Genomic DNA, 22,082 nt, shown 5'->3' with positions numbered 1-22,082 from the left:
TTAAATGGCATCCCCAAGGGGATTCGAACCCCTGTTACCGCCGTGAAAGGGCGGTGTCCTAGGCCTCTAGACGATGGGGACGTCTCAATCAAGGAGCGCGCATTCTATTGATGGACATTTAGGTCGTCAACCCCTGTAAATAAGATTTTTACAGCTACACTAACAAAAGGTGTGTTTAAAACCGGAAGCTCTCAAACTTCCCGGCGTTATGACAAATCCCGTTTAACATCGACTCCCGACGGAGCCAAGGAAAGGAAACAGGAAACACATGTCCACCACCAGTCTGGTTATTCTGGCGATATTCACAGCCTTGGCCGCCGTCGGGGCGCTTGGCTTTATGCGCTGGCAGGAACAAAAGCGCCTCGAACGGGCGCGGTTGGCGGTTGTCCACTCTGATCAGATGGGTGAACTGAGTATGCTCGGAGAAAGCCTTCAACCCTGGCTTTCAGCTCCGATGCTGCATTTTATGGCTCAGGAAATTCAGTATCACGGCGGCGAACTGGCCCTGCTGAAGGCCCCCAGCAACAAACGCTGCAATAAAGCAATGGAAGACGCCTTAACCTGGCTTAATGCCACTCCAAGACCACCGGCCAAACTGCCCGGCCAGGTAAAACAGGCACAGGAAGTACGGCATTCAGTCCAGCGGCTGCAGGAACTGATCCGGGCCAGCCATCAACAGCACCACCTGGCAACGGATAAAGCCAAACAGTTATTACAGGAAGCCAAACTGCTTAACGTCAAAGTTGCCATCGCCGTGTTTGACTCCAAAGCGACCGCGGCAGCCAGCGTTAACAACCCCGCTCAGGCCGTTCACTACCTGAAAAAAGCCGAAACAGCCCTGCAACAACTCAGCAATCTGCCAGATGAGCTTAAGCCCGTTCTGGATAATATTCAGCAACGTATCACTCAGCATCAGGATGAACGACAACCCGCAGCCAGCGGCACCAGACTGGAGGAAGGCACTGACCTGCTGAATGCTGAGGATGATTCCTGGAAGAAAAAACACTTTTAAGGCCGGCCTGTGGCGTTATAACGGCCTGTGCCTGCTCCCTCATCTGAGGTAAAGTTCAGGCCGGTATACACCCGAAACAGTGCCTGCGCAAAGGACAGAATGCAGATGTTTTCTCAGGTCAAAAAGAAACTGGCTCTGCAACTGGCTCTGAACACAGCGGCCGTTACGCTGATTATTGCCGGCATAATCAGCACCATCAGTATTCACTCCAATATCAGCACACTGAAAACACGCCAGCAACAGATTGTCTCCAGCATTATTGCCAGCACCCTCCCCTCATTTAATCTGGCCACTTTTAACTACAATATCCGCCTGAATCAGCAACTGACTGAAGGGCTTGTCAGCCACCCAAATATTATTTCAGCCATTGTTATCGACAGCACCGGTATGCAACTGGCGCAGGCCGTTGAAGCAACCGAGTGCCAGCCCTCTACCCTGGATATGATGATTTTCAGCGAACCCGGTATTCATATCGAAGCCCTGAGCTACAACAATACCCCGCTCGGAAAACTGATCATCGAACTGGATCGCTGCCAGAGCATTGCCGAGCTGAGCAGCCTGACCCGGAGCACATTATTTAATGCCCTGCTGTTCAGCCTGCTGCTGGCGACCTTTATCTATGCTGCCTTTTATCGCGCGGTTACCAGCCCACTGACCCGGCTGGTGCGCCAGATCACCGGACTGACTGCCGACAACCTCGATAAGGTGGATCTGACCCGTATGCAATCAAGACGTCAGAATGAACTCGGCCAGCTGATGAACCAGTTTGCGGCCCTGCTCAGCCTGCTTAAAGATCACATACATCAGCAACGCAAAGCCGAAGCGACGATCAACGACTACTCAGCCAAGCTCGAAGAGCTGATCCATAAACGCACCCATGCACTGACCCATCTGAACCGGCGCCTGCAGCAATCTTCTGATGATCATTCCGGCAGCACATCGTCTCTGCAGACCCGGCTGAGCACCCTGACACAACTGCTGAAAGAGCCTATGGATCAGCTGATCGGCAAACTCAGCAATACCGATCAGGCCGATGCGCGGGCCATGGCCGCTAATATCCGTGGCCTGCTGCATGACCTGCGCACCCTGCAAAACAGCAGCAGCCAACAAGAACTGAAGCTTGTCGATATCCACCGGATAGTCACGGATTGCCTGGCGGAAATTCCGGCGGATATGGCAGACATTGACTGCCACTGTGGTGAGGCCGATCTTCTGTTACTTAACCGGAGCAGCCTCAGACTGCTGATTCTGAGCCTGCTCAGCAACGCCATCATCCACTGCAGACAAGGCCCTCTGACACTCAGCGTCCGCTATGAAGCGCAGCGGCTGCTGATCAGCCTGGCCGGGCAGGATCTGTTTATTAACGACACCCTGCTGGAGCAGGATCTGATGCCTCTGTGCCCGGAAAATCTGCCCCTGCCTTCCGCTTTCGGTCTTGGCCTGAGTCGAGAGCTGGCACGCATATCTGGTGGCGACCTGCACTACGAAAGCCAACCGGATGGCGGCACGGTTCTGCTATGTCATATCCGCTGCCAGCCCCTGGCAAAACTGCTGCCGGAAATCCGCAAACATCTGCGCCAGCATCCCCTGAATATCGCCATTCAGGATAAACAGTGCCGTGCCCGGATATTGCACTGGGCAGAACAATGGCAACTCCCTCAGAGTGCCGAGGGTATGAACAGCAAACACACCCTGTTACTGACAGACCAACCCGAGCTGAGCAGCCGGCATGGCGAGCACAGCATCCTGTTGCAGCCACAAGGAACAGGAGAAATAACAGACGACGAATGTTACTCAGCATCCGGACTGTTAACTGCCTTACTCGAACAGACAGATCCCGACCACGCCGCGCCTCCGCGCACCCTGCGGGTCCTGCTGGTTGATGACAACACCATTAATCGCATGCTGTGTCAGCGTTATCTGAAAAATCTGAACATCGAACCGGATACTGCCGACAATGGTTTGCAGGCGATAGAACATGCCCGCCACAACCGTTATGACCTGATATTGATGGATTGCCAGATGCCGGTGATGGATGGCTTTGAGGCGACACGGCAGATACGCCGCAACTCTCTCAACAGCCAGACACCCATCATTGCACTGACCGGATTGACCGGAGAAAACGAACGCCAGCAGTGCCTGACCGCCGGCATGAATGACTTTATCGGCAAGCCATTCACTCAGGATCAGATTCAGGCAACGCTGGTACAGTGGATTAACAATTATTACGGCAGCGCCAGCGACTGATCAGACTCTGCAGGCGCTCTTTCAGCGACAGAGCTTCTGCTGCATCGACGGCCGTCGCACAGAGAATGTCCTGCGGAACAGAAGCCGCCTGCTCACGCAGCGCCCAGCCGGCAGTGGTCAGATTCACCAACACCACCCGCTCATCTTCACTGCTGCGACTGCGCAATAACAGGCCCGCGCTTTCCATGCGCTTCAATAATGGCGTCACCGTTCCGGTATCCAGCAACAGGCGTTCACACAAATATTTCACCGATACAGGTAGCTGTTCTTCTTCCTGTGCCTGCCACAACACCAGCATCACCAGATATTGCGGGTACGTCAGCTCCAGCTTTTTCAGCAATGGCTGATAGGCCTGGGTAATCAGACGTGACAGGCTGTAGGCCGAAAAGCACAGCTGATTATCCAGATGTAACTGCGGATAAACTTTGCGTTTCACAGCCTACCCCAGCAGACGCTCAATATCGGCCTGCAGTTTTTCAGGCTTAGTGGTTGGCGCATAACGTTTGACCACCTCACCCTCACGGTTAATCAGGAACTTGGTGAAGTTCCATTTGATGCCTTTGGTACCCAGCACGCCCGGCGCCGCGCTCTTCAATTCCTGATACAGAGGCGCAGCATTGTCACCGTTCACCTCAATCTTGCTGAACATCGGAAAGGTTACGCCGTAGTTTTTCTGACAAAAGGCGCCGATTGTCGCACTGTCACCCTTTTCCTGCTGTCCGAACTGATTGCAGGGGAAACCCAGAATCACCAGCCCTTTGTCTTTGTATTGCTGATACAAAGACTCAAGCCCCTCGTACTGATAGGTAAAGCCACACTCACTGGCGGTATTAACCACCAGTACGACCTGCCCCTGATAAGCACTCAGATCCTGTTCCTGACCACTCAGCAGCGGCATGGTATGAGAAAGAACGGACATAAACCTCTCCTTTTAATTTTTCAAAATAGTATTGCGCACAATATATTTATCGGTAAAAAAGGGCAAGTATCACCTGCCCTTAATAACCTTTCCGGCCAGCAACGGCCCGGGGTTTAATCGCTGTCTTTCTTCAGATCCAGCGACACCGAATTAATACAGTAACGCAATCCGGTGGGAGCCGGACCATCGGTAAACACATGGCCCAGATGCGCCCCACAGTTCTGGCACAGCACTTCGGTGCGCACCATAAAATGGCTGGTATCCATACGCTCTTCGATAACATCATCGGACAGCGGCTGGAAAAAACTCGGCCAGCCGCAGCCGGAATCAAATTTGGTATCGGATAAAAACAGCGCTTCACCACAACACACGCAGTGATAGACACCCGGGTCTTTGCAGTCGTGATAGCGGCCGGTAAAAGGCGCTTCCGTTCCGGCTTCGCGCGTTACCCGGTAGGTTTCGGCATCCAGTTCTTTCCGCCACTCTTCGGCCGTTTTATTTACTTTGCTCATTGACGGATCTCCTGATAAGCCACTTTCGAAGCATCGATCTGAGGAGTATCATGCCAGCTTTCTTTTTCCTTTCAACAAAGGCAGTGCGACTTCCATGCAGGAAATTCTTAAATCCAACAAATTGGCTAATGTGTTTTACGATTTGCGTGGACCTGTATTGCAAGCCGCCAAACGCATGGAAGAAGAAGGCCACCGGATTCTGAAACTGAACATCGGCAACCCCAAGCCTTTCGGCCTGGATGCGCCAGAGGAAATCATTCAGGACGTTATTTATAACCTGCCGGATTCCGAAGGTTACGCCGATTCCAAAGGCCTGTTTTCTGCACGCAAAGCCATCATGCAGTACGCGCAGCAAAAGAATATTCAGAACGTTGGCATTGAAGACATCATCGTCGGCAACGGTGTCAGCGAACTGATCGTTATGGCCATGCAGGGCCTGCTGAATAACGGCGACGAAGTGCTGGTACCGGCACCGGACTACCCGCTCTGGACCGGCGCCGTCAGTCTCGCCGGTGGCCGTGCCGTGCATTATATCTGTGACGAAGGTGCTGGCTGGCAGCCGGATCTTGATGATATGCGCGCCAAAATCACCGATAAAACCCGTGCACTGGTACTGATCAATCCGAACAACCCGACCGGCGCCGTGTATCCGCAGGAAATGCTGCTGCAGATGCTGGAAATCGCCCGCCAGAATAACCTGATCGTGTTCTCCGACGAGATTTACGACAAGATTCTGTACGATGAAGTTGAGCACGTATCGACCGCATCACTGGCCGATGACCTGCTGATTGTGACCTTTAACGGTCTGTCGAAAAATTACCGCCTGGCCGGTTTCCGCTCCGGCTGGATGATTATCAGCGGCGCCAAACACAAAGCCCGCGACTACATCGAAGGCCTGGAATTACTGGCCTCTATGCGCATGTGCGCCAACGTGCCGGCGATGTACGCTATTCAGACCGCACTGGGTGGCTATCAGAGCATCGACGATCTGGTCGCACCGGGCGGACGCCTGTGCCAGCAGCGTGATATTGCCTGGGAAATGCTCAACGATATTCCCGGCATCAGCTGTGTTAAACCGCAGGGCGCGCTGTACTGCTTCCCGAAAGTCGATGCGAAAAAATTCAACGTGCGCAACGATGAACGTCTGGTGCTCGACTTACTGGAGCAACAGAAAATTCTGATTGTACACGGCACAGCGTTTAACTGGCCTTATCCGGATCACTTCCGCGTGGTGTTCCTGCCACGTCCGGAAGACCTGACACTGGCTCTTGGCAAAACCAAGCAGTTTTTTGAAAGCTACCGCCAGCTCTGATGCTCGACGTTCATATCGACGATTTTTACAAAGATTGTGCAACCACTCTGCTGAGTGGTTTCCGCGCATTTCCGCGTCAGCAAACGCTGTTTATCGAAGATATTTCAGGCCCGGATACCGTTGACGAATTTGGCCTGCACAGCCCCCGCCACCTCGCTGCCCTTGGCGCAGTGCAGTGGCTGAAAGAAGAAGGTTTTATCCGTTTCGGTGCCATTAACCGTCAGGATTCGGTAGATGATTTTGTCCTCACCAGCAAAGCCTTTACCCGCCTTATAGCACCCGCCCTGCCGCAATCACTGCGCGGCGATGCTGAGAGCATTGAACACTCCGGCGATATTACACCGGTGTTTCAGGTGCTGGAATTTGCCCGATTGCAGGGCGATTCACTCTGGATAGGCGAACTGGTTCGCGACTACCTGCTCAGTCATCAGGCCTGAGCAGACGGCAGACATAAAAAAACCGCGCATTGCGCGGTTTTTTTATGTGAGCTCTGCAGCAAATTTATTTAGTACGCACATCAAAACCCGCGGCACTTAATGCTTCATGCAGGTCATGACACTTGGCCGGAACACCAACCCGCAAGGTCGGAATATCACGGCGCAGCGGATAATGTTTGCGCAACTGATCGAAGGTTGCCTTGAGGTTATCCGAGCGCTTCATCGCCGTACGCATTACACCGTCATCAACACGGATTTCATACGCCGCACGAATAGCAGTGCGCAATGCCTGATGAACCGGCACCTGATCGGAGAAATTTACCCGTTTAACACCCGGCTCAGGTAAAAACTGCGCCAGTTTGCGCCGTACCGGCAAGCCGAAAAACTCACACAACCCCTGATACACATATTCGGTGCCGCGCATTTTGCCGTCCAGCGAGTAGCCGGCAATGTGCGGCGTTGCCAGCAGACAACGGTGCATCAGGTTCAGGTCCAGCTCAGGTTCGTTTTCCCAGACATCCAGAATCGCCTCAAAATCGCGGTTATTCTGCATATGCTCGAGTAATGCGGCGTTATCGACCACCGCACCACGACCGGCGTTGATCAGACTGGCATCCGGCTTCATCTGCGCCAGACGCTGCTGATCAATCAGGTGCCAGGTCGGATGTTCGCCATCACGGGTCAGCGGCGTATGCAGCGTTACCACATCGGCCTGCAGGGCTTCGTCCAGCGTAACCAGCTCACCCACCTCTTCCGGGTCTTTGAACGGATCAACCGCCAGCACGGTCACGCCCATCTCTTCCAGACGGCGGCGCAGCAGCAGACCCACATTTCCCACACCGACAATGCCGACACTGACATCGGTAAAGCCGATACCGCGCTCGTCCACCAATACACTGAGCGCGCTCAGCACATAATCGACCACCGCCTGCGCATTGCAGCCCGGTGCGCTTTTGAAACCGATTCCGGCTTCCTGCAGATAATCCTGATCAATATGATCGGTGCCGATGGTCGCCGTGCCGACAAATTTTACCTTGCTGCCGGCCAGCAACTGCGCATCCACCCGGGTAACAGAACGCACCAGCAGAATGTCGGCGTCTGCGACATCCGCCGCCGTCATACTGCGCCCTTCAACCAGAGTGATCTCGCCAAAATCCGCAAAGAATTCGTTTAACAGGGGAATGTTTTCGTCCGCAACTATGTGCACTGGGGTCCGCTCTTTTCAACAGGAAGGCGCCATTGTGGCAATTGCCATCAAGAATGACAATTGCCACAACTCATGGAGTACTGATCTCAGGCCACAGCCGTTAATGTAACCGCCACACCATTCAGTGCCGCGTTACCGGTCAGGCCATCCAGCAGCTGATCATCGGTCAGGTCGTTGGTGTTAACTCCGGCCACCTGCTGTGCCTGACGCAGACGGATACCGGGCACGTTATGCCCCCAGCCGTGGGGAATACTGACCACACCGGGCATCAGTTCATCACTGACCTCGGCCACCACCTCCAGCTCGGCGACACGGGAGCTGACCCGCACACTGACACCATCGGCGATACCCAGTCGCTCCGCATCCGCCGGATTCAGCATCAGCGTACAGCGGCTTTTGCCCTTCACCAGACGCTGACTGTTATGCAACCAGGAGTTGTTGGAGCGGATATGACGACGGCCAATCAGCAACAACTGATCACCCGTCAGCAACGGCTGCTGCAGTTCAGAGGCAACCTCCGCCAGAGCCTTCAGGTACACATCAGGGGTCAGATTCAGGCGCTTATCGCGGGTAAACAGCCGCTTTGGCATCACCGGCTGCAGTGCACCGAGATCAATACCTTCGGGCTGCTTCTTCAGGGCATTCAGGTCGAGCCCGCTCTTGCCGCTTTTCAGCATCTTATTCAGCACGCCTTCAGGCTTAAGCCAGCCCATCACCGCCCAGGTCAGGCGGTTGATCAGGCGCTTTTTCAGGTCGCCGCGGTTCAGTCGTTTAGTGAGTTCGAGCAGAATCTGCCAGTCCTGCAGCACGCCGGCTTTGGGTTTAAACAAAGCCGTCGAGTATTTGGCCACATTGCGCACTGCCAGCGCGTTGAAGATCACATCGTAATGATCACGCTCCAGCGGGCCACACGGCGGCAGAATCAGGTCGGCATGGCGGCTGGTTTCATTGAGGAAATAATCCACCGACACCATAAAATCGAGAGAGTCAAAGGCACGTTCAAGCTGGCGGCTGTTGGGCGTAGACAGCAGCGGATTACCGGCCACCGTCAGCATCGCCCGGATCTGCCCTTTGCCCGGTGTCAGGATTTCTTCGGCCAGCACCGCCACCGGCAGCTCGCCACCAAATTCCGGCAGATTCCGTACCCGCGAGCGGTAGCGGTCAAAATGTCCGCGCCCGCCCTGCGCGGCGGTAATGCCAACAATATCCACCGCCGGTGAGGTAAACATCGCCCCGCCTGCACGATCAAAATTGCCACTGACAATGTTCAGCACATTGATCAGCCACTGGCACAGGCCACCGTACTGCTGTACCGACACGCCCATACGGCCATAGCAAACCGCCGATTTTGCCTGCAGCCACTGCGCTGCCAGCGCCCGCACCTGAGCGGCCTCTATACCGGTGCGTGCAGCGGTATTTTCCGGCGCATAAGGGGCACACAGTCCGGCCAGATCGGCACTGTCGATATAGTCCGGCAGCGCCGGCAGCTGTGCACTCAGTTCATGGGTAAAGACATAGAGCAGCGACAGCAACAGCAGCACATCCTGCCCCGGACGGATAAACCAGTGCTCATCAGCAACGCCAGCCGTCTCGCTGCGGCGCGGGTCGATCACCAGAATCTTGCCGCCGCGTTCACGAATGGCTTTCAGGCGGTTTTTAATATCCGGCGCCGTCATCAGGCTGCCGTTTGACGCCAGCGGATTACCGCCCATCACGATCAGAAAATCGGTACGGTCAATATCCGGCACCGGAATCTGCAGCTGATGGCCAAACATATGCAAACTGGCCATATGGTGCGGCAGCTGATCAACCGAGGTCGCGGAGAATTTGTTCTTCGAGCCCAGCTGCTTGAGCAGCAACGGGCCAAAAATCATATTGCCGTAATTGTGAACACTGGGATTGCCAAGATAACTGCCCACTGCATCACGTCCGTGCCCGGCCTGAATACGGCGAAAACCTTCCGCTGCTTCATTCAGCGCCTGTGACCAGGGAATTTCCTGCCAGCCGGAGGCGGTTTTTTTCAGCGGTTTACGCAAGCGGTCAGGATCGTTATGCAGATCCTGCAATGCGGTGGCCTTCGGGCAGATATAGCCACGACTGAACGGATCAGACTTGTCCCCTTTGATGGACTCGATATCACCGGTTTTATCGTCGTAACGGATTTCGATACCGCAGGTAGCCTCACACAGGCTGCAGGTGCGTTTGTGCGTCTGAATAGTCATGCTGTTTTCCTGGCTGTTGTTCTGGCTGCTGAATAGCCGGCTGAGGCCGGGCTTATTGTTTTTACTGACTATACCTGTTGCTCAATGGCCCGGAGCAGGCCTTTTGTGCCAAATTCAGGACAACAAAATTCAGGATAACCAGAGCTGCCACAAAGGTCGCGGCTAAACTGTATTTCCCCCGCCAATGCACATCCAACAACACACAAAAACAGCAAAAAGAAACCACAGAAAGCCCCCGACGATCAGATCCGCCGCCATCCGGATACACTGATAAACCGGGAAAATATCGGACCTGACACACATAACTTCTATGAATAATGCACATCAGGGGGACTAATGCGCCTGACGCCATAATTCCGGTATACTCCGCGCCATTATAGAAAGGGTAGCTCCCTGCATGGGCTGATCGTCTGTTCAGGAAACTACCTTCTTACTTAATGGTACTTAGTCAGAACGGAATACAATCCCTCGTTGCTGACTAAAGTGCCCATACGTTGCAACTGAGGCTTTGAGAGGGTCGCTAATGAGTCTGTATTCAGAATATCTGAAAGAAATTGAGGTTCGTAAGAACGAGCTGGGTTTACACCCAAAACCAATCGATAGCGCAGAACTGCTGTCTGAAATCATTGCCCAGATCAAAGATACCGGCAATGCAGAGCGTGAAGCCTCTCTGAACTTCTTCATCTACAACACTCTGCCAGGTACTACCCCTGCTGCAGGCGTTAAAGCTAAGTTCCTGAAAGACATCGTAACCGGTGCAGAAACCGTTGCTGAAATCACTCCGGAATTCGCGTTAGAGCAACTGTCTCACATGAAAGGCGGCCCTTCTGTTGAAGCCCTGCTGGACATCGCGCTGTCTGACGATGCCAACAACGCCGCTGCCGGCGAAGTTCTGAAGTCTCAGGTATTCCTGTACGAAGCCGACACCAGCCGTCTGGCTGACGCTTTCAAAGCTGGCAACGCCATTGCTAAAGACATTCTGGAAAGCTACGCAAAAGCAGAATTCTTCACCAAGCTGGACGACATCCCAGAGAAAATTAAGGTTATCACCTACATCGCTGCTGAAGGCGATATCTCTACCGACCTACTGTCTCCGGGCAACCAGTCTCACTCCCGTGCTGACCGTGAACTGCACGGCCTGTGCATGATTTCTCCTGAAGCTCAGCAAGAAATCAAAAAAATGGGCGAAGAAAACCCAGACGCTAAAATCATGCTGATCGCTGAGAAAGGCACCATGGGCGTAGGTTCTTCCCGTATGTCCGGTGTAAACAACGTGGCACTGTGGGCCGGTGAAAAAACCTCTCCATACATCCCGTTCGTTAACAACCGTCCTGTGGTTGCCGGTACTAACGGTATCGCGCCTATCTTCCTGACTACTGTAGGCGTAACCGGCGGTATCGGTCTGGACCTGAAAAACTGGGTACAGAAGAAAGACGAAAACGGCAACATCGTACGTGACGCCAACGGCGACCCGGTACTGGAAGAAGCCTACTCTGTTAAGACCGGCACCGTTCTGACCATCGACACCAAAGCCAAGAAACTGCTCGACAGCGAAGGCAATGTACTGGTTGACGTAGCCTCTGCTTTCACCCCACAAAAAGTGGAATTCATGAAAGCCGGCGGTTCTTACGCCGTAACCTTCGGTAAAAAGATCCAGACTTTTGCTGCTGAAACCCTGGGCATTGAAGCACCGGTTGTTTACGCCTCATCTAAAGAAATCTCTCACGAAGGTCAGGGTCTGACTGCTGTTGAAAAAATCTTCAACCGCAATGCCGTCGGCGTTAAGTCCAAGACCCCTCTGCACGCCGGTTCTGATGTTCGCGTTAAAGTGAACATCGTAGGTTCTCAGGACACCACTGGTCCTATGACCTGTCAGGAACTGGAATCTATGGCCGCTGCGACCATCTCCCCAAGCGTTGATGGTGCCTTCCAGTCTGGCTGTCACACTGCCTCTGTATGGGACAACAAAGCCAAGGCCAACACGCCTAAGCTGATGGCCTTCATGAACGCATTCGGCGTAATCACTGCACGTGACCCGAAAGGCGTTTACCACTCAATGACCGACGTAATCCACAAAGTACTGAACGACATTACTGTGGACGACCGCGCGATCATCATCGGTGGTGACTCTCACACCCGTATGTCTAAAGGTGTGGCGTTTGGTGCGGACTCCGGTACCGTTGCTATCGCTCTGGCGACTGGTGAAGCAGCAATGCCGATCCCAGAGTCTGTGAAAGTAACCTTCAAAGGCCAGATGAAGCCGCACATGGACTTCCGTGACATCGTACACGCTACTCAGGCGCAGATGCTGAAGCAGTTCAACGGCGAAAACGTATTCCAGGGTCGTGTAATCGAAGTACAGATCGGTACCCTGCTGGCTGACCAGGCCTTCACCTTCACCGACTGGACTGCAGAAATGAAAGCGAAAGCTTCTATCTGTATTTCTACCGATGACACCCTGATCAAGTCTCTGGAACTGGCCAAGTCCCGCATCCAGATCATGATCAACAAAGGCATGGACAACGAAGCTGGCATGCTGAAAGGTCTGATCGATCTGGCTGACAAGCGTATTGCTGGCATCCAGTCTGGTGAAGAGCCAGCTCTGGCTCCGGACGACAACGCCAAGTACTACGCCGAAGTTGTGGTAGACCTGGACGCCATCGACGAACCAATGATTGCTGACCCGGACGTAAACAACGAAGACGTATCCAAGCGTTACACCCACGACGTAATCCGTCCGGCTTCTTACTACGATGGCCGTAAAGTGGATCTGGGCTTCGTTGGTTCTTGCATGGTTCACAAAGGCGACATGCAGATCATCGCTGCCATGCTGCGTAACCTGGAAAAGAACGGTCCTATCACGTTCAAGGCACCACTGGTTGTAGCGCCACCAACGTACAACATCGTTGACGAGCTGAAAGCCGAAGGCGACTGGGACATTCTGGCGAAATACGCTGGCTTCATTTTCGATGATGCACATCCGAAAGAAGCAGCCCGTACCAAGTACGAAAACCAACTGTACCTGGAACGTCCTGGATGTAACCTGTGTATGGGTAACCAGGAAAAAGCCGAAGCCGGTGACACCGTTCTGGCAACTTCTACCCGTCTGTTCCAAGGCCGTGTTGTAGAAGACAGCGCAGAGAAGAAAGGTGAGTCTCTGCTGGGTTCTACCCCAATGGTTGTTCTGTCTACTATCCTGGGTCGCTTCCCGACTCTGGAAGAGTACAAAGCAGCGGTTGACGGTATCAACCTGACTTCTTTCGCTCCACCGTCAAAAGACCTGGCTCGTCCAGCCATCCCTCTGAAAGCTATCTAATTAGCTTTTGAGGGAATCAGCCCACTGCCCTGACCTTCAGGTTCAGGCAGCGGGCTAAGCTCAGCCAATGCGCTAAGCCAGAATGAACGATTGGGTTTTGAGGTTCTGTAAAGAACGATTTCTAAGCACAAAAGATCAATGACGACAGATTGAATTTAAGAGCGGATTTAGGCGGGTTTAAAATCAGCTTATGCAGCTCACTGAACTGATCGGCTTCTGTTGAAACAAAACGCGATCGAATAAAAAACCGGCACTCGCAAGAGGAGCCGGTTTTTTTGTTTAGATCAATTGTCAGAAGACCCAAATATTGATTTCCACCGATTAAAGACGGGGGATTGCACCAGCTCCTCTCGTGCAATATCAACCCTGACCTGCTATACGCCACGACATTTGAACTGACTGGGCGCAGTACAACACGGCTACTGGCAGCCAAAACTGTCTTTTCTTAAAGTGGCTGTTTTCCTTATCGATCAGCAACATCAGCGATGCTGTGGCCAGCAACGGCCAACTGCTTCACGACTTCGATCTTGAATTCCTCGGGGTAACGTTTTTTGCCCATACTCACCTCTGTTTGAGTCATTTCCTCCAACTCAAAGGTGACTAACAAACTGATGGCGATTCAGCGGCCCTATTCTCATTGACTCGCATAGTCATCTATACACTTTAAAATCTGATCAAGTGTAAATACTTTTTCACTGTAATGATCTTGGGGTTTTTTTTGATTGTAATAACTCACTCGATAGCATTTTTTATTATTATCCCTATCCCAATCATTAAAAATAAAAATTTGGTTTTCCCCGGGAAGCATGACTTCATTATAACTAATCGAAACATACCCAAACTCATACATATACAAGCCATGACCCATGCATCTATTAGCTATATCAATCAACGGAAAGTCTTCGCTAACTGTATAGCTTTTAGGAGAGTTTAAATCAACGTTAGCACGATAAATATACATTTCTTCCATATAAGATGTTAATTTTTTTAATCCGTATTTTTTTGCTAACTCATAAGGAGTTGTACCATCAGCATCAGAAATACAATGATCAATGACCATTGGCACATCCAGCAACCATATCGATTCCTTTTCATTACCTGCTTTAATCATAGCGGTCAATAGCGTATCACCATCAGAATTTCTTCCGGTTTCGATATTCTTTACATTCAAAAACCTGGTACGAAACTCCCCACTCTTAACATATTCACTAATGCAGTCGTTCAATGCCATTTCTTCATTGAGCAATTTTTTCGATTTCAGAAGTTTTTCTAAAACATCAAACTTATTACCGTTTTCCTCAGCCTTGAGCAGTTTCTTGTCAATTCCTGGATTTTGCTCCTCACCATAATCGTAATATATATTATCGTGATAACACGGATAATAGTTATAGCCAGCCTGATCATCATATGCTGAAGAAACAAATGTCTTCACCACCCTTCCATCTATACCTTTGTATAGTTGCTGGAGTACCTCTGATGCTGACCCAACACCTCCCCAAAGATGAAACTGTACATTTTTTTTATCTTGCTTGATTGATGATATTTCAATATGAGCTAAATCATAATTACTAAGATTTACACCATAAAACCCAGAGTCGATGGCAAATTCATATCGGGAATCATTCGATAGCTCCTTTAGCTCACTTAAACATAGATGGAATATATTGGCGTAGTTTAGTTTTCGAAAATCGACCTTAATGGTTGCGTTTAATTCCGACATTAATCTTCCACCTTATAAATTGTTGAACATTACAACCAGTTTAAGAAATTTCTGCTTAACGATTAAGCTAACGGACGTTGATCTGCAACGAGTAATACAGACCCCCACGCTAGCGTATTCATTTTAAACGCCTCGAATTTCCGGATGATTGTGTCTTGTGCAAACTTATCATTATCACTCTTGCGCCCCAGCTCATACGGTTTCAACCTCAACGGTCTCACCAACACTTCTAATTAACGAAGAAAACTGCTCATTGTCTTGTTTTAGTCGCTCAATGATTTGTCTGGCGGCAGTTTGCATTTCTGGAACCTCCACAGGGGATGCCCCCCTTTCAAAAACTCCTGCTAGGTGAGAATACTCATTGTTAATCCTGTCTGTTAACACCGCCGGAATACTATCTTCACCAAAAAATGCATTTAGGGTCTCTGGCGTCATGCCTTGATCTGGATATCTGTAATATAGGTAAATTTCGAAAAATTTCCTCGCATTGTTGGCAAAATTGTAAAATGTTACATAGTTGGCATCATCGATAGCATCAAGAGAGGCGCATTTATGGATCTGATGAAACAGGTAGTTAAACTCAGTTACATATTCCTTTAAGTACGATGGCATCACCTGCAAGGTGGATTTTTTATCTTGTCTAACCACGACAAAGTAAGCCTTCTGAAGTTTCACCTTATCGCCTTCAGTAGTAAGATAATTATCCTTCAGCCTCTTCAAATACTTCAAAAAATCAAGATTGTGCGTTGAAACAAAAAGTTGTTCAAACCTACCCTTCTCGACCACCTCCGCATTCAACAAGCTATAAATAAAGAAAATATGATTTCCATCAAGCGACGAGATAGGATCATCGATCCAAATAATCGGCTTTGAGTCTTTGGTTGCAACATCATCTAGCTTGGCCAAAAAGTAGCAGAATGCCAGCAAGCTGCACTCACCCTCACTTAAGTGATAAGCTTTCTTGCCGTCACGGATCACCTCAAACCGAATGCGCTTAGCACCTTGAATTTGTCCTTCATCCTTTTTAGCCTCCAACGTCAAGAACTGATGCCCGAAAAAATTATTCAGATATTCATTTACCTTTATGGCCCCCTTTTCTTCGTCGTTCAGTTCACGCTTCTTAGCCGTAATTTGTGCTTGTTTTTTCGTAATTTCCGAATTGACAGCAACCTTCGCTTGATTAGCCTCGACTTTTTCTTCCAGTAAGGTTTCAATTAAATTGAGCTGTGTTTGGTAATCAATCGTAAGCAAATAGTCAGCGACATCCTTTAGTCGCAAGGCCGCTTTAGCCTTGGTTTGCTCACCGGCTAATGAGCTGCTAAATAACTCTGACTGAGCGCAAAGGTCACTATATTCCTGCCAGATTTTCGTTAATTTTTCAGATCCATCAATGGGGCTCTCATAGTCTTTAGCGTTTAAAATGTCACCTTTTCGCGTCTTAAGTTGCTTGGATAGACTACCTAAAGCAATCTGATAGTCTTTGGTTGCTGCTTTTAACCTTAAATCTAAGGCAGTTAGTTGTGAGTGAAACTTGGAATAAAAAACAGATTGTTCAATGGTGAGTGCGGATTGAACTGTTTTGTTCTCGGTTTCTATCTGAGCAAGTAACGCATCAATCGACTTTTCTAATAGCTCAGACTCTTCATCAAAGTGCTTATCAAGCTCAGCCCATCGCTCAGCCGAAATTTCATTGTCGCAAAATGCACATTTTTCATGCTTATTTCGATGATGAGAACGACCTTCATTGACCCAGCGGTTAAGTACAGCATCTTTGACTAATGCCTGAATTTTGTCAGACTCACTGATCGGTTTGGTTACCAGCGCTTCAACTTGTTTTGCCAAGCTCAAAAAACTTAGCTTAGGCGGCAAAAAATTAGGTATTGCAGGCAAAACCTTTTCATCAATCAGCTTTTCGTGCTCGCTCACTTGCTCTGATGTTAACGGCTGAAAATCAGGGCTACTTACAGTTGTGATATCGGACTTTAACTTGGTAATGGTGTAGTTTTGGTCACCAAAACGCTCAGGCTTGTATTTAATTCCGATGTCTTTATTGGTCGCTTTATCGCTCAATTGCTTTTCTAGGCTATCGTTCGATTGCTTATGAGCGACAAACGCATTGTTGTATGCAACTGCAGCCTGCTTTTTGTCGGCAAACAAACCGGTTTCTTGGCCTTCAATACTAGAACCGAGTTCAGCTTCAAGAGCTTCAATCTCTTTTTCGATCTTATTATTGTCATCACCTAAAATGGCAAACGGCTCAACGCTGTCGTCAGGATTGGTGATAAATCTAAGGTTATCTCTAATAAAATCTTCGTTGAATACGCGAATATTCTTGCCATGACCGGACAAGGCCGAGAGTGTTACATATGAGTTATCAGAAAATTTTAGTTGAAACGATGGCGAACCATATTTATCTGATAAAAACCCTGTTTCCAGGGCTCGTGCAATACGCGATAGTGTAGTTTTACCTGAATAATTGCGGCCATAGATGATGTTGATATCAACAAAGTTCTGAACTGCACCACCTTTGTTTTTAACTTCATCATCCCAACTAAAATCATCGAACACACCAAGCCTTTCAATGCGCTGAATTTTCTTTAGCATCGTAAATCAAGCTCCTTGTCGCCGCTGACTCGATTATCTATATGGGCATCCACGCTAATACAATGGCAAACCGTTCACTCTGGACCTGTTGCGCAGACGACCTGCCGTTATTAGTAACAGAAATCTCACTTTTATGGTCTAGGTATAAAGTATTGGATTTGGATTCACATTAAGAGACACAACATCAATGTCCATGCTATCGGCGCATAGCGCCTGCCTCTGTCTAACCGGCCTCTTTTCGCGCCTGAGACTTTTACTGCGGCTTCATTCTTCGCCCGATGTTCGCAACAAGGGCTTGCAGCATCGCGGGCATGGCCCGCTCCTACGGCCGGTGATGCACTGCCAGCAGAAGGATTGTATACAATCCGACTAAAGCGGCAGTCATAAACCTTGCTTTAACCCCTCATACCGTTAAAATTGCTGACAATTCAGGCTTCTGCCACCCCTGCACTAAACAACCTGCCAGGAATCCAGCATGACATCACTTACCAATTTCGACCCTTCAAGCTCGATTAAGACTCTGCCAGGCACGTCTCATCGTTTCCACAGCCTGCCAGACACCGCAGAACACTTCGGCATCAATCTGGATGAACTCCCCTTTTCTCTGCGTCCTATTCTTGAAGGTATTGCGCGTAATGTCGGCAAAAACGGCATCACCGTTGAGCAGCTGCAGGCGCTGGGCAACTGGCCTGCGCATCAGGGTAAAGAGCCGGTAGAAATTCCGTTCACCGCCGGTCGTGTGATCATGCACGACCTGAGTGGTACACCCGCCATCGTCGATTTCGCGGCGATGCGCTCGGCGGTTCAGCGCATGGATCTGAACCCTGCGATCATTGAACCGCTGGTGCGTGCGGATCTGGTGATCGACCATACCGTCACCATGGACAACACTGGCAGCCCGGCGTCGCTGCGCATTAACAGCGAGCTGGAAGCGGCACGCAATAAAGAACGTTATGCCTTCCTGAAATGGGGTGCGCAGGCGTTTAACACCATCCGCATTATTCCGCCGCAAACCGGCATCGTGCATCAGGTGAACCTGGAGTATCTGGCTCAGGGCTACCTCACCCAAGACGACCTGATGATTCCGGATACCCTGATCGGTATGGACAGCCACACGCCAATGGCCAACGCGCTGGGTATTGTTGGCTGGGGTGTGGGCGGTATTGAAGCTGGCGCTTCTATGCTGGGTCAGCCGATGGAAATGCTGGCACCGGAAGTAATTGGTGTGGAACTGACCGGCGCACTGCGCGAAGGCGTGACCGCTACCGACCTAGTATTAACCATCACCGAAATGCTGCGCAAATACCCGCGCGGCGTGGTGGGTAAATTCGTGGAATACGTGGGTGAAGGCAGCGCGAATCTGTCTCTGCCGGATCGCGCGACCATCGCCAATATGTCGCCGGAATATGGCGCGACCATGGGCTTCTTCCCGTTTGATGAAATCGCAGCCGATTATATGAAAGCCACCGGCCGCGATGGCGATCTGCCACTGGCTTATTACCAGGCGCAGAACATGGCGTGGAAAGCGGGCCAGAAACTGCCGCGCTACACCGATCTGCTGCATCTGGATCTGTCGACGGTTGAGCCATCTGTCGCCGGGCCAAAGCGCCCGCAGGACCGTCTGCCGCTGGGCGATATCGGCAAGGTATTCCAGCAAGCCGCAACGGCAGGCAATCGCACCCCGGAACAAGTGAAGGTTACGCCGGTTAAGGCCGACGAAGCCGGTATCTTCCAGTCTCTGCCGGAACGCACACTGAAAGACGGCGATATTGTGATTGCTGCGATTACTGCCTGTACCAACACCTCGAACCCCGGCCTGCTGATTGCCGCTGGCCTGCTGGCGAAAAAAGCCAACCAACTGGGCATGAAAGTGCCGGACGGCGTAAAAACCTCGATGGCACCCGGCTCGCCGGTGGCAACCGACTTCTTAACCAAAGCCGGGTTACAGGAACACCTCGATGCCCTCGGTTTTAACACCGCAGGCTACGGCTGTACGACCTGTGTTGGTAACTCTGGCCCACTGGCGCCGAGCATTGAAGCTGCGCTGCGCGACCACGACATTATTGTGTCTTCCGTGCTGTCGGGTAACCGTAACTTCGAAGGCCGCGTACACCCGGATGTTGATACCAACTTCCTGATGTCGCCGCCGCTGGTTGTTGCCATGGCCATCGCCGGCAATGTGAATATCGATGTGACCAAAGAGCCGCTGGGCAAAGACGCTCAGGGCAATGATGTGTTCCTGAAAGATATCTGGCCGAGCAACGCCGAAATCACCCAGACCATGCACGAATGCATGGACCCTGCCGCCTTCCGTGCAACCTACGAAAACTCACTGGATGGCCCGGAGAGCTGGCAAATGCTGGAGTCACCAACTGGCCCTGTGTATCAGTGGGACGAGAAGTCGAGCTACATTCAGGAGATTTCGTTCTTTGATGGCTTCGCGATGGAAACTCCAGAAGATTCACTGAACAACATCAGCGGCGCCCGTATGCTGGTGATGTGCGATGATAACACCACCACCGACCATATCTCACCGGTGAGCCGTATCCGCCCGGATTCAGCACCGGGTGAGTACCTGATGTCGATCGGCGTGGACGCCAACGACCTGACCTCCCTGGGTGCCCGTCGTGGTAACCACCACGTAATGCTGCGCAGTATCTTCGGCAACGTAAAAGCCCGAAACCTGATGCTGCCGGGTACCACCGGTGCGGTCACCAATTACTACAACGCCAATGGCGAAGCGAAAAAAATGTCGATCTACGAGGCTGCCTCCCGCTACCAGCAGGAAGGCACGCCATCGGTGGTATTCGGCGGAAAGCTGTACGGCACCGGCTCATCCCGTGACTGGGCGGCCAAAGGCCCTGCTCTGCTGGGCGTGAAAGCCATTATTGCCGAGAGCTTTGAGCGTATTCACAAGTCCAACTTAGTCGGTATGGGCGTACTGCCACTGCAACTGCCGGAAGGCGTGACACTGGGTTCACTGAATCTGGATGGCTCTGAAACCTTCGATCTGGCCGGCATTAATAGCCTGCAACCGCGTGGTTCAGTGACCCTGACGATTAAGCGCAAAGACGGATCATCCGAACAGCATACCTTGCTGTCGCGGGTTGATACCTCATCCGAGCTGGAGCAGATTCGCCACAAAGGCATTCTGCCGATGGTATTGCGGGATATTATCGCGGCTAACGGCTAAACGCTTAATCAGGCTTATTGGTTCGATCAGGCATTCTGACTCCACCGATAAACCCGGCAATCGCCAAATAAAACCGGCCCTCGTAAGAGGAGCCGGTTTTTTATGCAATAAATTATTGATTCCTAGCCTGACTGGTATTGCCTTGACCTCGTCAACCTCCTAAGCGGGATGACCTTTTTTGCAAAATCATTACAAACCAATAACTTTCTTTGCTTTGTTCATTAGTATTTTTAAGTTTTCTCTTTCCAGCCAATTTCTTATCAACCGCATAGATTGTTCCGAAACCTCTTTATTTCTATATGTCTTAGCTTCAGCTAAACTATACCCCTGCTTATTCTGAGACACTTCAATTGTCACCCTCTCAGGAAATTTCATGGAAAATAAGATGGAGTTTGAATCAAAAGCCTTATCTATATACGTTGCAACACAATGTTCCATAACCCTACCTTCCTTAATCAAGGCATTTGCACTGGACCTCCATTTAATCCGATAATTACCTGAAATTTCTGGAATAGGAAACATAATATCTCGCTCTAGATACTCTTTAGCCCGATTCAGATTAATAACCCAGCGATCATGCAACCGCCTTAAGGCCTTGATAGACTCACAACGTTCAACGTAGCTTGCTGCATTTTTTATCCCCAACAACTCTCCAAGGCGTTTTGTATCATTCATTAGCGAGAAAAAACTGTTGAGACCAATTTTATAATCGGTAACTCTCCTCTTATCCTCAGAGCACAACGACCTCAAGAAACGAGCCCCTAGCAGCTCCCTATTATTTAGTGTTAAAAAGATAGCCTGTATTGGTATAGAGTCCCAATGTCGAAAAAAGGAAACCATTTCCTCATCTGAAATACACGCCTTCAACAAAGAAATTTCATATTCCGAACCATTTAGAAGCTCGACCTTTTCCAACACACGTTTAGTGCCTTTGTGATAACAACCAACAGTTTTTTCAATCAAATGCCTCCTCTTAAGACCGAACACCTCATCTATATTTACATACTCTTTATTTTTCAGAACAAATTCACTCACCAACCAAAAAAGATTGGGATTTGATTTTATTAACTGCGCCGCCCTATTAAACCTAGAGCAAATAGAAATAGACCATGATTGGAGGTAAGTAAAAGCTCCTAAATTATTGACTAAAGAAGACTCAAGATACCCATTAAATACGTCATCACTTATTCCCGAAATCAATATCTTTCCACCCAAAAAAGAAAGACCAGTTTCATTACAAATTTCTATACATCCATCTATTTCACTATAAAACAATATTGATTCTGAACACGCAACACAAATAACAGAACACTTTAAATGCTCTATATAAATAGTAATTCTTCGAGAACCCTCATCATCCTTGATCGTTACACTTTCCATA

The 22,082-nt window shown here is 50.3% G+C and carries 14 protein-coding genes, 1 tRNA gene and 1 pseudogene; 6 read left to right on the top strand and 10 right to left on the bottom strand.

Features of this window, described 5'->3' with window-relative positions; genetic code table 11:
- Positions 1-5 precede the first annotated feature (5 nt).
- Positions 6-81: transfer RNA gene (locus LGT44_RS01905), tRNA-Glu, on the bottom strand.
- A 187-nt stretch (positions 82-268) separates the two neighbouring features.
- Between LGT44_RS01905 and LGT44_RS01900 the strand changes: the two genes are divergently transcribed.
- Positions 269-1,012, top strand: a complete 744-nt coding sequence (locus LGT44_RS01900) for a hypothetical protein (RefSeq protein WP_230330290.1) — start codon at positions 269-271, stop codon at positions 1,010-1,012.
- Positions 1,013-1,111: 99 nt separating this feature from the next.
- On the top strand, positions 1,112-3,259 hold the full coding sequence (locus LGT44_RS01895) for a response regulator (RefSeq protein WP_230330289.1): 2,148 nt from the start codon (positions 1,112-1,114) through the stop codon (positions 3,257-3,259).
- On the opposite strand, the gene LGT44_RS01890 is transcribed toward LGT44_RS01895, so the two are convergent.
- From LGT44_RS01890 to msrB, 3 genes are all read right to left on the bottom strand, one after another.
- Positions 3,228-3,695, bottom strand: coding sequence for a MarR family winged helix-turn-helix transcriptional regulator (locus LGT44_RS01890; RefSeq protein ID WP_145468428.1), 468 nt, complete (start codon positions 3,693-3,695; stop codon positions 3,228-3,230). The genes LGT44_RS01895 and LGT44_RS01890 overlap by 32 nt on opposite strands.
- A 3-nt stretch (positions 3,696-3,698) precedes the next feature.
- Complete coding sequence (locus tag LGT44_RS01885; protein ID WP_225692615.1) at positions 3,699-4,178, bottom strand: glutathione peroxidase; 480 nt, start codon at positions 4,176-4,178, stop codon at positions 3,699-3,701.
- Between the two features lie 113 nt (positions 4,179-4,291).
- On the bottom strand, positions 4,292-4,690 hold the full coding sequence (gene msrB, locus LGT44_RS01880; protein WP_230330288.1) for a peptide-methionine (R)-S-oxide reductase MsrB: 399 nt from the start codon (positions 4,688-4,690) through the stop codon (positions 4,292-4,294).
- A 94-nt stretch (positions 4,691-4,784) separates the two neighbouring features.
- Between msrB and LGT44_RS01875 the strand changes: the two genes are divergently transcribed.
- Both LGT44_RS01875 and LGT44_RS01870 read left to right on the top strand, forming a co-directional pair.
- Complete coding sequence (locus LGT44_RS01875) at positions 4,785-6,002, top strand: pyridoxal phosphate-dependent aminotransferase (RefSeq protein ID WP_145468422.1); 1,218 nt, start codon at positions 4,785-4,787, stop codon at positions 6,000-6,002.
- Positions 6,002-6,439 carry a hypothetical protein gene (locus LGT44_RS01870; protein ID WP_230330287.1) on the top strand — a complete coding sequence of 146 codons (438 nt, stop codon included), beginning with the start codon at positions 6,002-6,004 and terminating at the stop codon, positions 6,437-6,439. Before LGT44_RS01875 ends, LGT44_RS01870 begins: the two co-directional genes overlap by 1 nt.
- Before the next feature lie 64 nt (positions 6,440-6,503).
- Here LGT44_RS01870 and pdxB read toward each other — a convergent pair whose 3' ends face one another.
- Both pdxB and LGT44_RS01860 read right to left on the bottom strand, forming a co-directional pair.
- Complete coding sequence (gene pdxB / locus LGT44_RS01865) at positions 6,504-7,646, bottom strand: 4-phosphoerythronate dehydrogenase PdxB (protein ID WP_230330286.1); 1,143 nt, start codon at positions 7,644-7,646, stop codon at positions 6,504-6,506.
- Between the two features lie 86 nt (positions 7,647-7,732).
- Positions 7,733-9,868, bottom strand: coding sequence for a molybdopterin oxidoreductase family protein (locus LGT44_RS01860; RefSeq protein ID WP_230330285.1), 2,136 nt, complete (start codon positions 9,866-9,868; stop codon positions 7,733-7,735).
- A gap of 523 nt (positions 9,869-10,391) precedes the next feature.
- Between LGT44_RS01860 and LGT44_RS01855 the strand changes: the two genes are divergently transcribed.
- On the top strand, positions 10,392-13,184 hold the full coding sequence (locus LGT44_RS01855; protein ID WP_230330284.1) for a bifunctional aconitate hydratase 2/2-methylisocitrate dehydratase: 2,793 nt from the start codon (positions 10,392-10,394) through the stop codon (positions 13,182-13,184).
- A 466-nt stretch (positions 13,185-13,650) separates the two neighbouring features.
- On the opposite strand, the pseudogene LGT44_RS01850 reads toward LGT44_RS01855, so the two are convergent.
- The 3 genes and pseudogenes from LGT44_RS01850 to LGT44_RS01840 form a co-directional block, all read right to left on the bottom strand.
- A pseudogene (locus LGT44_RS01850) lies at positions 13,651-13,743 on the bottom strand (transposase); the annotation flags it as partial.
- A 75-nt stretch (positions 13,744-13,818) separates the two neighbouring features.
- Positions 13,819-14,904 (bottom strand): hypothetical protein, encoded by a 1,086-nt coding sequence (locus LGT44_RS01845; protein ID WP_230330283.1) that lies wholly within the window; start codon positions 14,902-14,904, stop codon positions 13,819-13,821.
- A 192-nt stretch (positions 14,905-15,096) separates the two neighbouring features.
- A complete protein-coding gene (locus tag LGT44_RS01840) occupies positions 15,097-17,508 on the bottom strand; it encodes an AAA family ATPase (RefSeq protein ID WP_230330282.1) in 2,412 nt (803 codons plus the stop codon).
- 475 nt (positions 17,509-17,983) lie between these two features.
- Between LGT44_RS01840 and acnA the strand changes: the two genes are divergently transcribed.
- Entirely contained in the window at positions 17,984-20,701 is a 2,718-nt protein-coding gene (gene acnA / locus LGT44_RS01835; RefSeq protein ID WP_230330281.1) for an aconitate hydratase AcnA, read from the top strand.
- A 189-nt stretch (positions 20,702-20,890) separates the two neighbouring features.
- Here acnA and LGT44_RS01830 read toward each other — a convergent pair whose 3' ends face one another.
- Positions 20,891-22,081 carry a PcfJ domain-containing protein gene (locus LGT44_RS01830; RefSeq protein WP_230330280.1) on the bottom strand — a complete coding sequence of 397 codons (1,191 nt, stop codon included), beginning with the start codon at positions 22,079-22,081 and terminating at the stop codon, positions 20,891-20,893.
- Position 22,082: the final 1 nt, after the last annotated feature.

Source organism: Thalassolituus alkanivorans, from assembly GCF_020447205.1.
GTDB classification, from domain to species: domain Bacteria; phylum Pseudomonadota; class Gammaproteobacteria; order Pseudomonadales; family Oceanobacteraceae; genus Venatoribacter; species Venatoribacter alkanivorans.
This window is presented reverse-complemented; position numbering and strand designations above follow the sequence as displayed.

What these genes read in the sequence shown, in the direction of transcription:
- LGT44_RS01900 (WP_230330290.1), top strand. Translation starts at nt 269, where the DNA reads ATGTCCACCACCAGTCTGGTTATTCTGGCGATATTCACAGCCTTGGCC.
- LGT44_RS01895 (WP_230330289.1), top strand. Translation starts at nt 1,112, where the DNA reads ATGCAGATGTTTTCTCAGGTCAAAAAGAAACTGGCTCTGCAACTGGCT.
- LGT44_RS01885 (WP_225692615.1), bottom strand. Translation starts at nt 4,178, where the DNA reads ATGTCCGTTCTTTCTCATACCATGCCGCTGCTGAGTGGTCAGGAACAG.
- msrB (WP_230330288.1), bottom strand. Translation starts at nt 4,690, where the DNA reads ATGAGCAAAGTAAATAAAACGGCCGAAGAGTGGCGGAAAGAACTGGAT.
- LGT44_RS01875 (WP_145468422.1), top strand. Translation starts at nt 4,785, where the DNA reads ATGCAGGAAATTCTTAAATCCAACAAATTGGCTAATGTGTTTTACGAT.
- LGT44_RS01870 (WP_230330287.1), top strand. Translation starts at nt 6,002, where the DNA reads ATGCTCGACGTTCATATCGACGATTTTTACAAAGATTGTGCAACCACT.
- LGT44_RS01860 (WP_230330285.1), bottom strand. Translation starts at nt 9,868, where the DNA reads ATGACTATTCAGACGCACAAACGCACCTGCAGCCTGTGTGAGGCTACC.
- LGT44_RS01855 (WP_230330284.1), top strand. Translation starts at nt 10,392, where the DNA reads ATGAGTCTGTATTCAGAATATCTGAAAGAAATTGAGGTTCGTAAGAAC.
- LGT44_RS01845 (WP_230330283.1), bottom strand. Translation starts at nt 14,904, where the DNA reads ATGTCGGAATTAAACGCAACCATTAAGGTCGATTTTCGAAAACTAAAC.
- LGT44_RS01840 (WP_230330282.1), bottom strand. Translation starts at nt 17,508, where the DNA reads ATGCTAAAGAAAATTCAGCGCATTGAAAGGCTTGGTGTGTTCGATGAT.
- acnA (WP_230330281.1), top strand. Translation starts at nt 17,984, where the DNA reads ATGACATCACTTACCAATTTCGACCCTTCAAGCTCGATTAAGACTCTG.
- LGT44_RS01830 (WP_230330280.1), bottom strand. Translation starts at nt 22,081, where the DNA reads ATGGAAAGTGTAACGATCAAGGATGATGAGGGTTCTCGAAGAATTACT.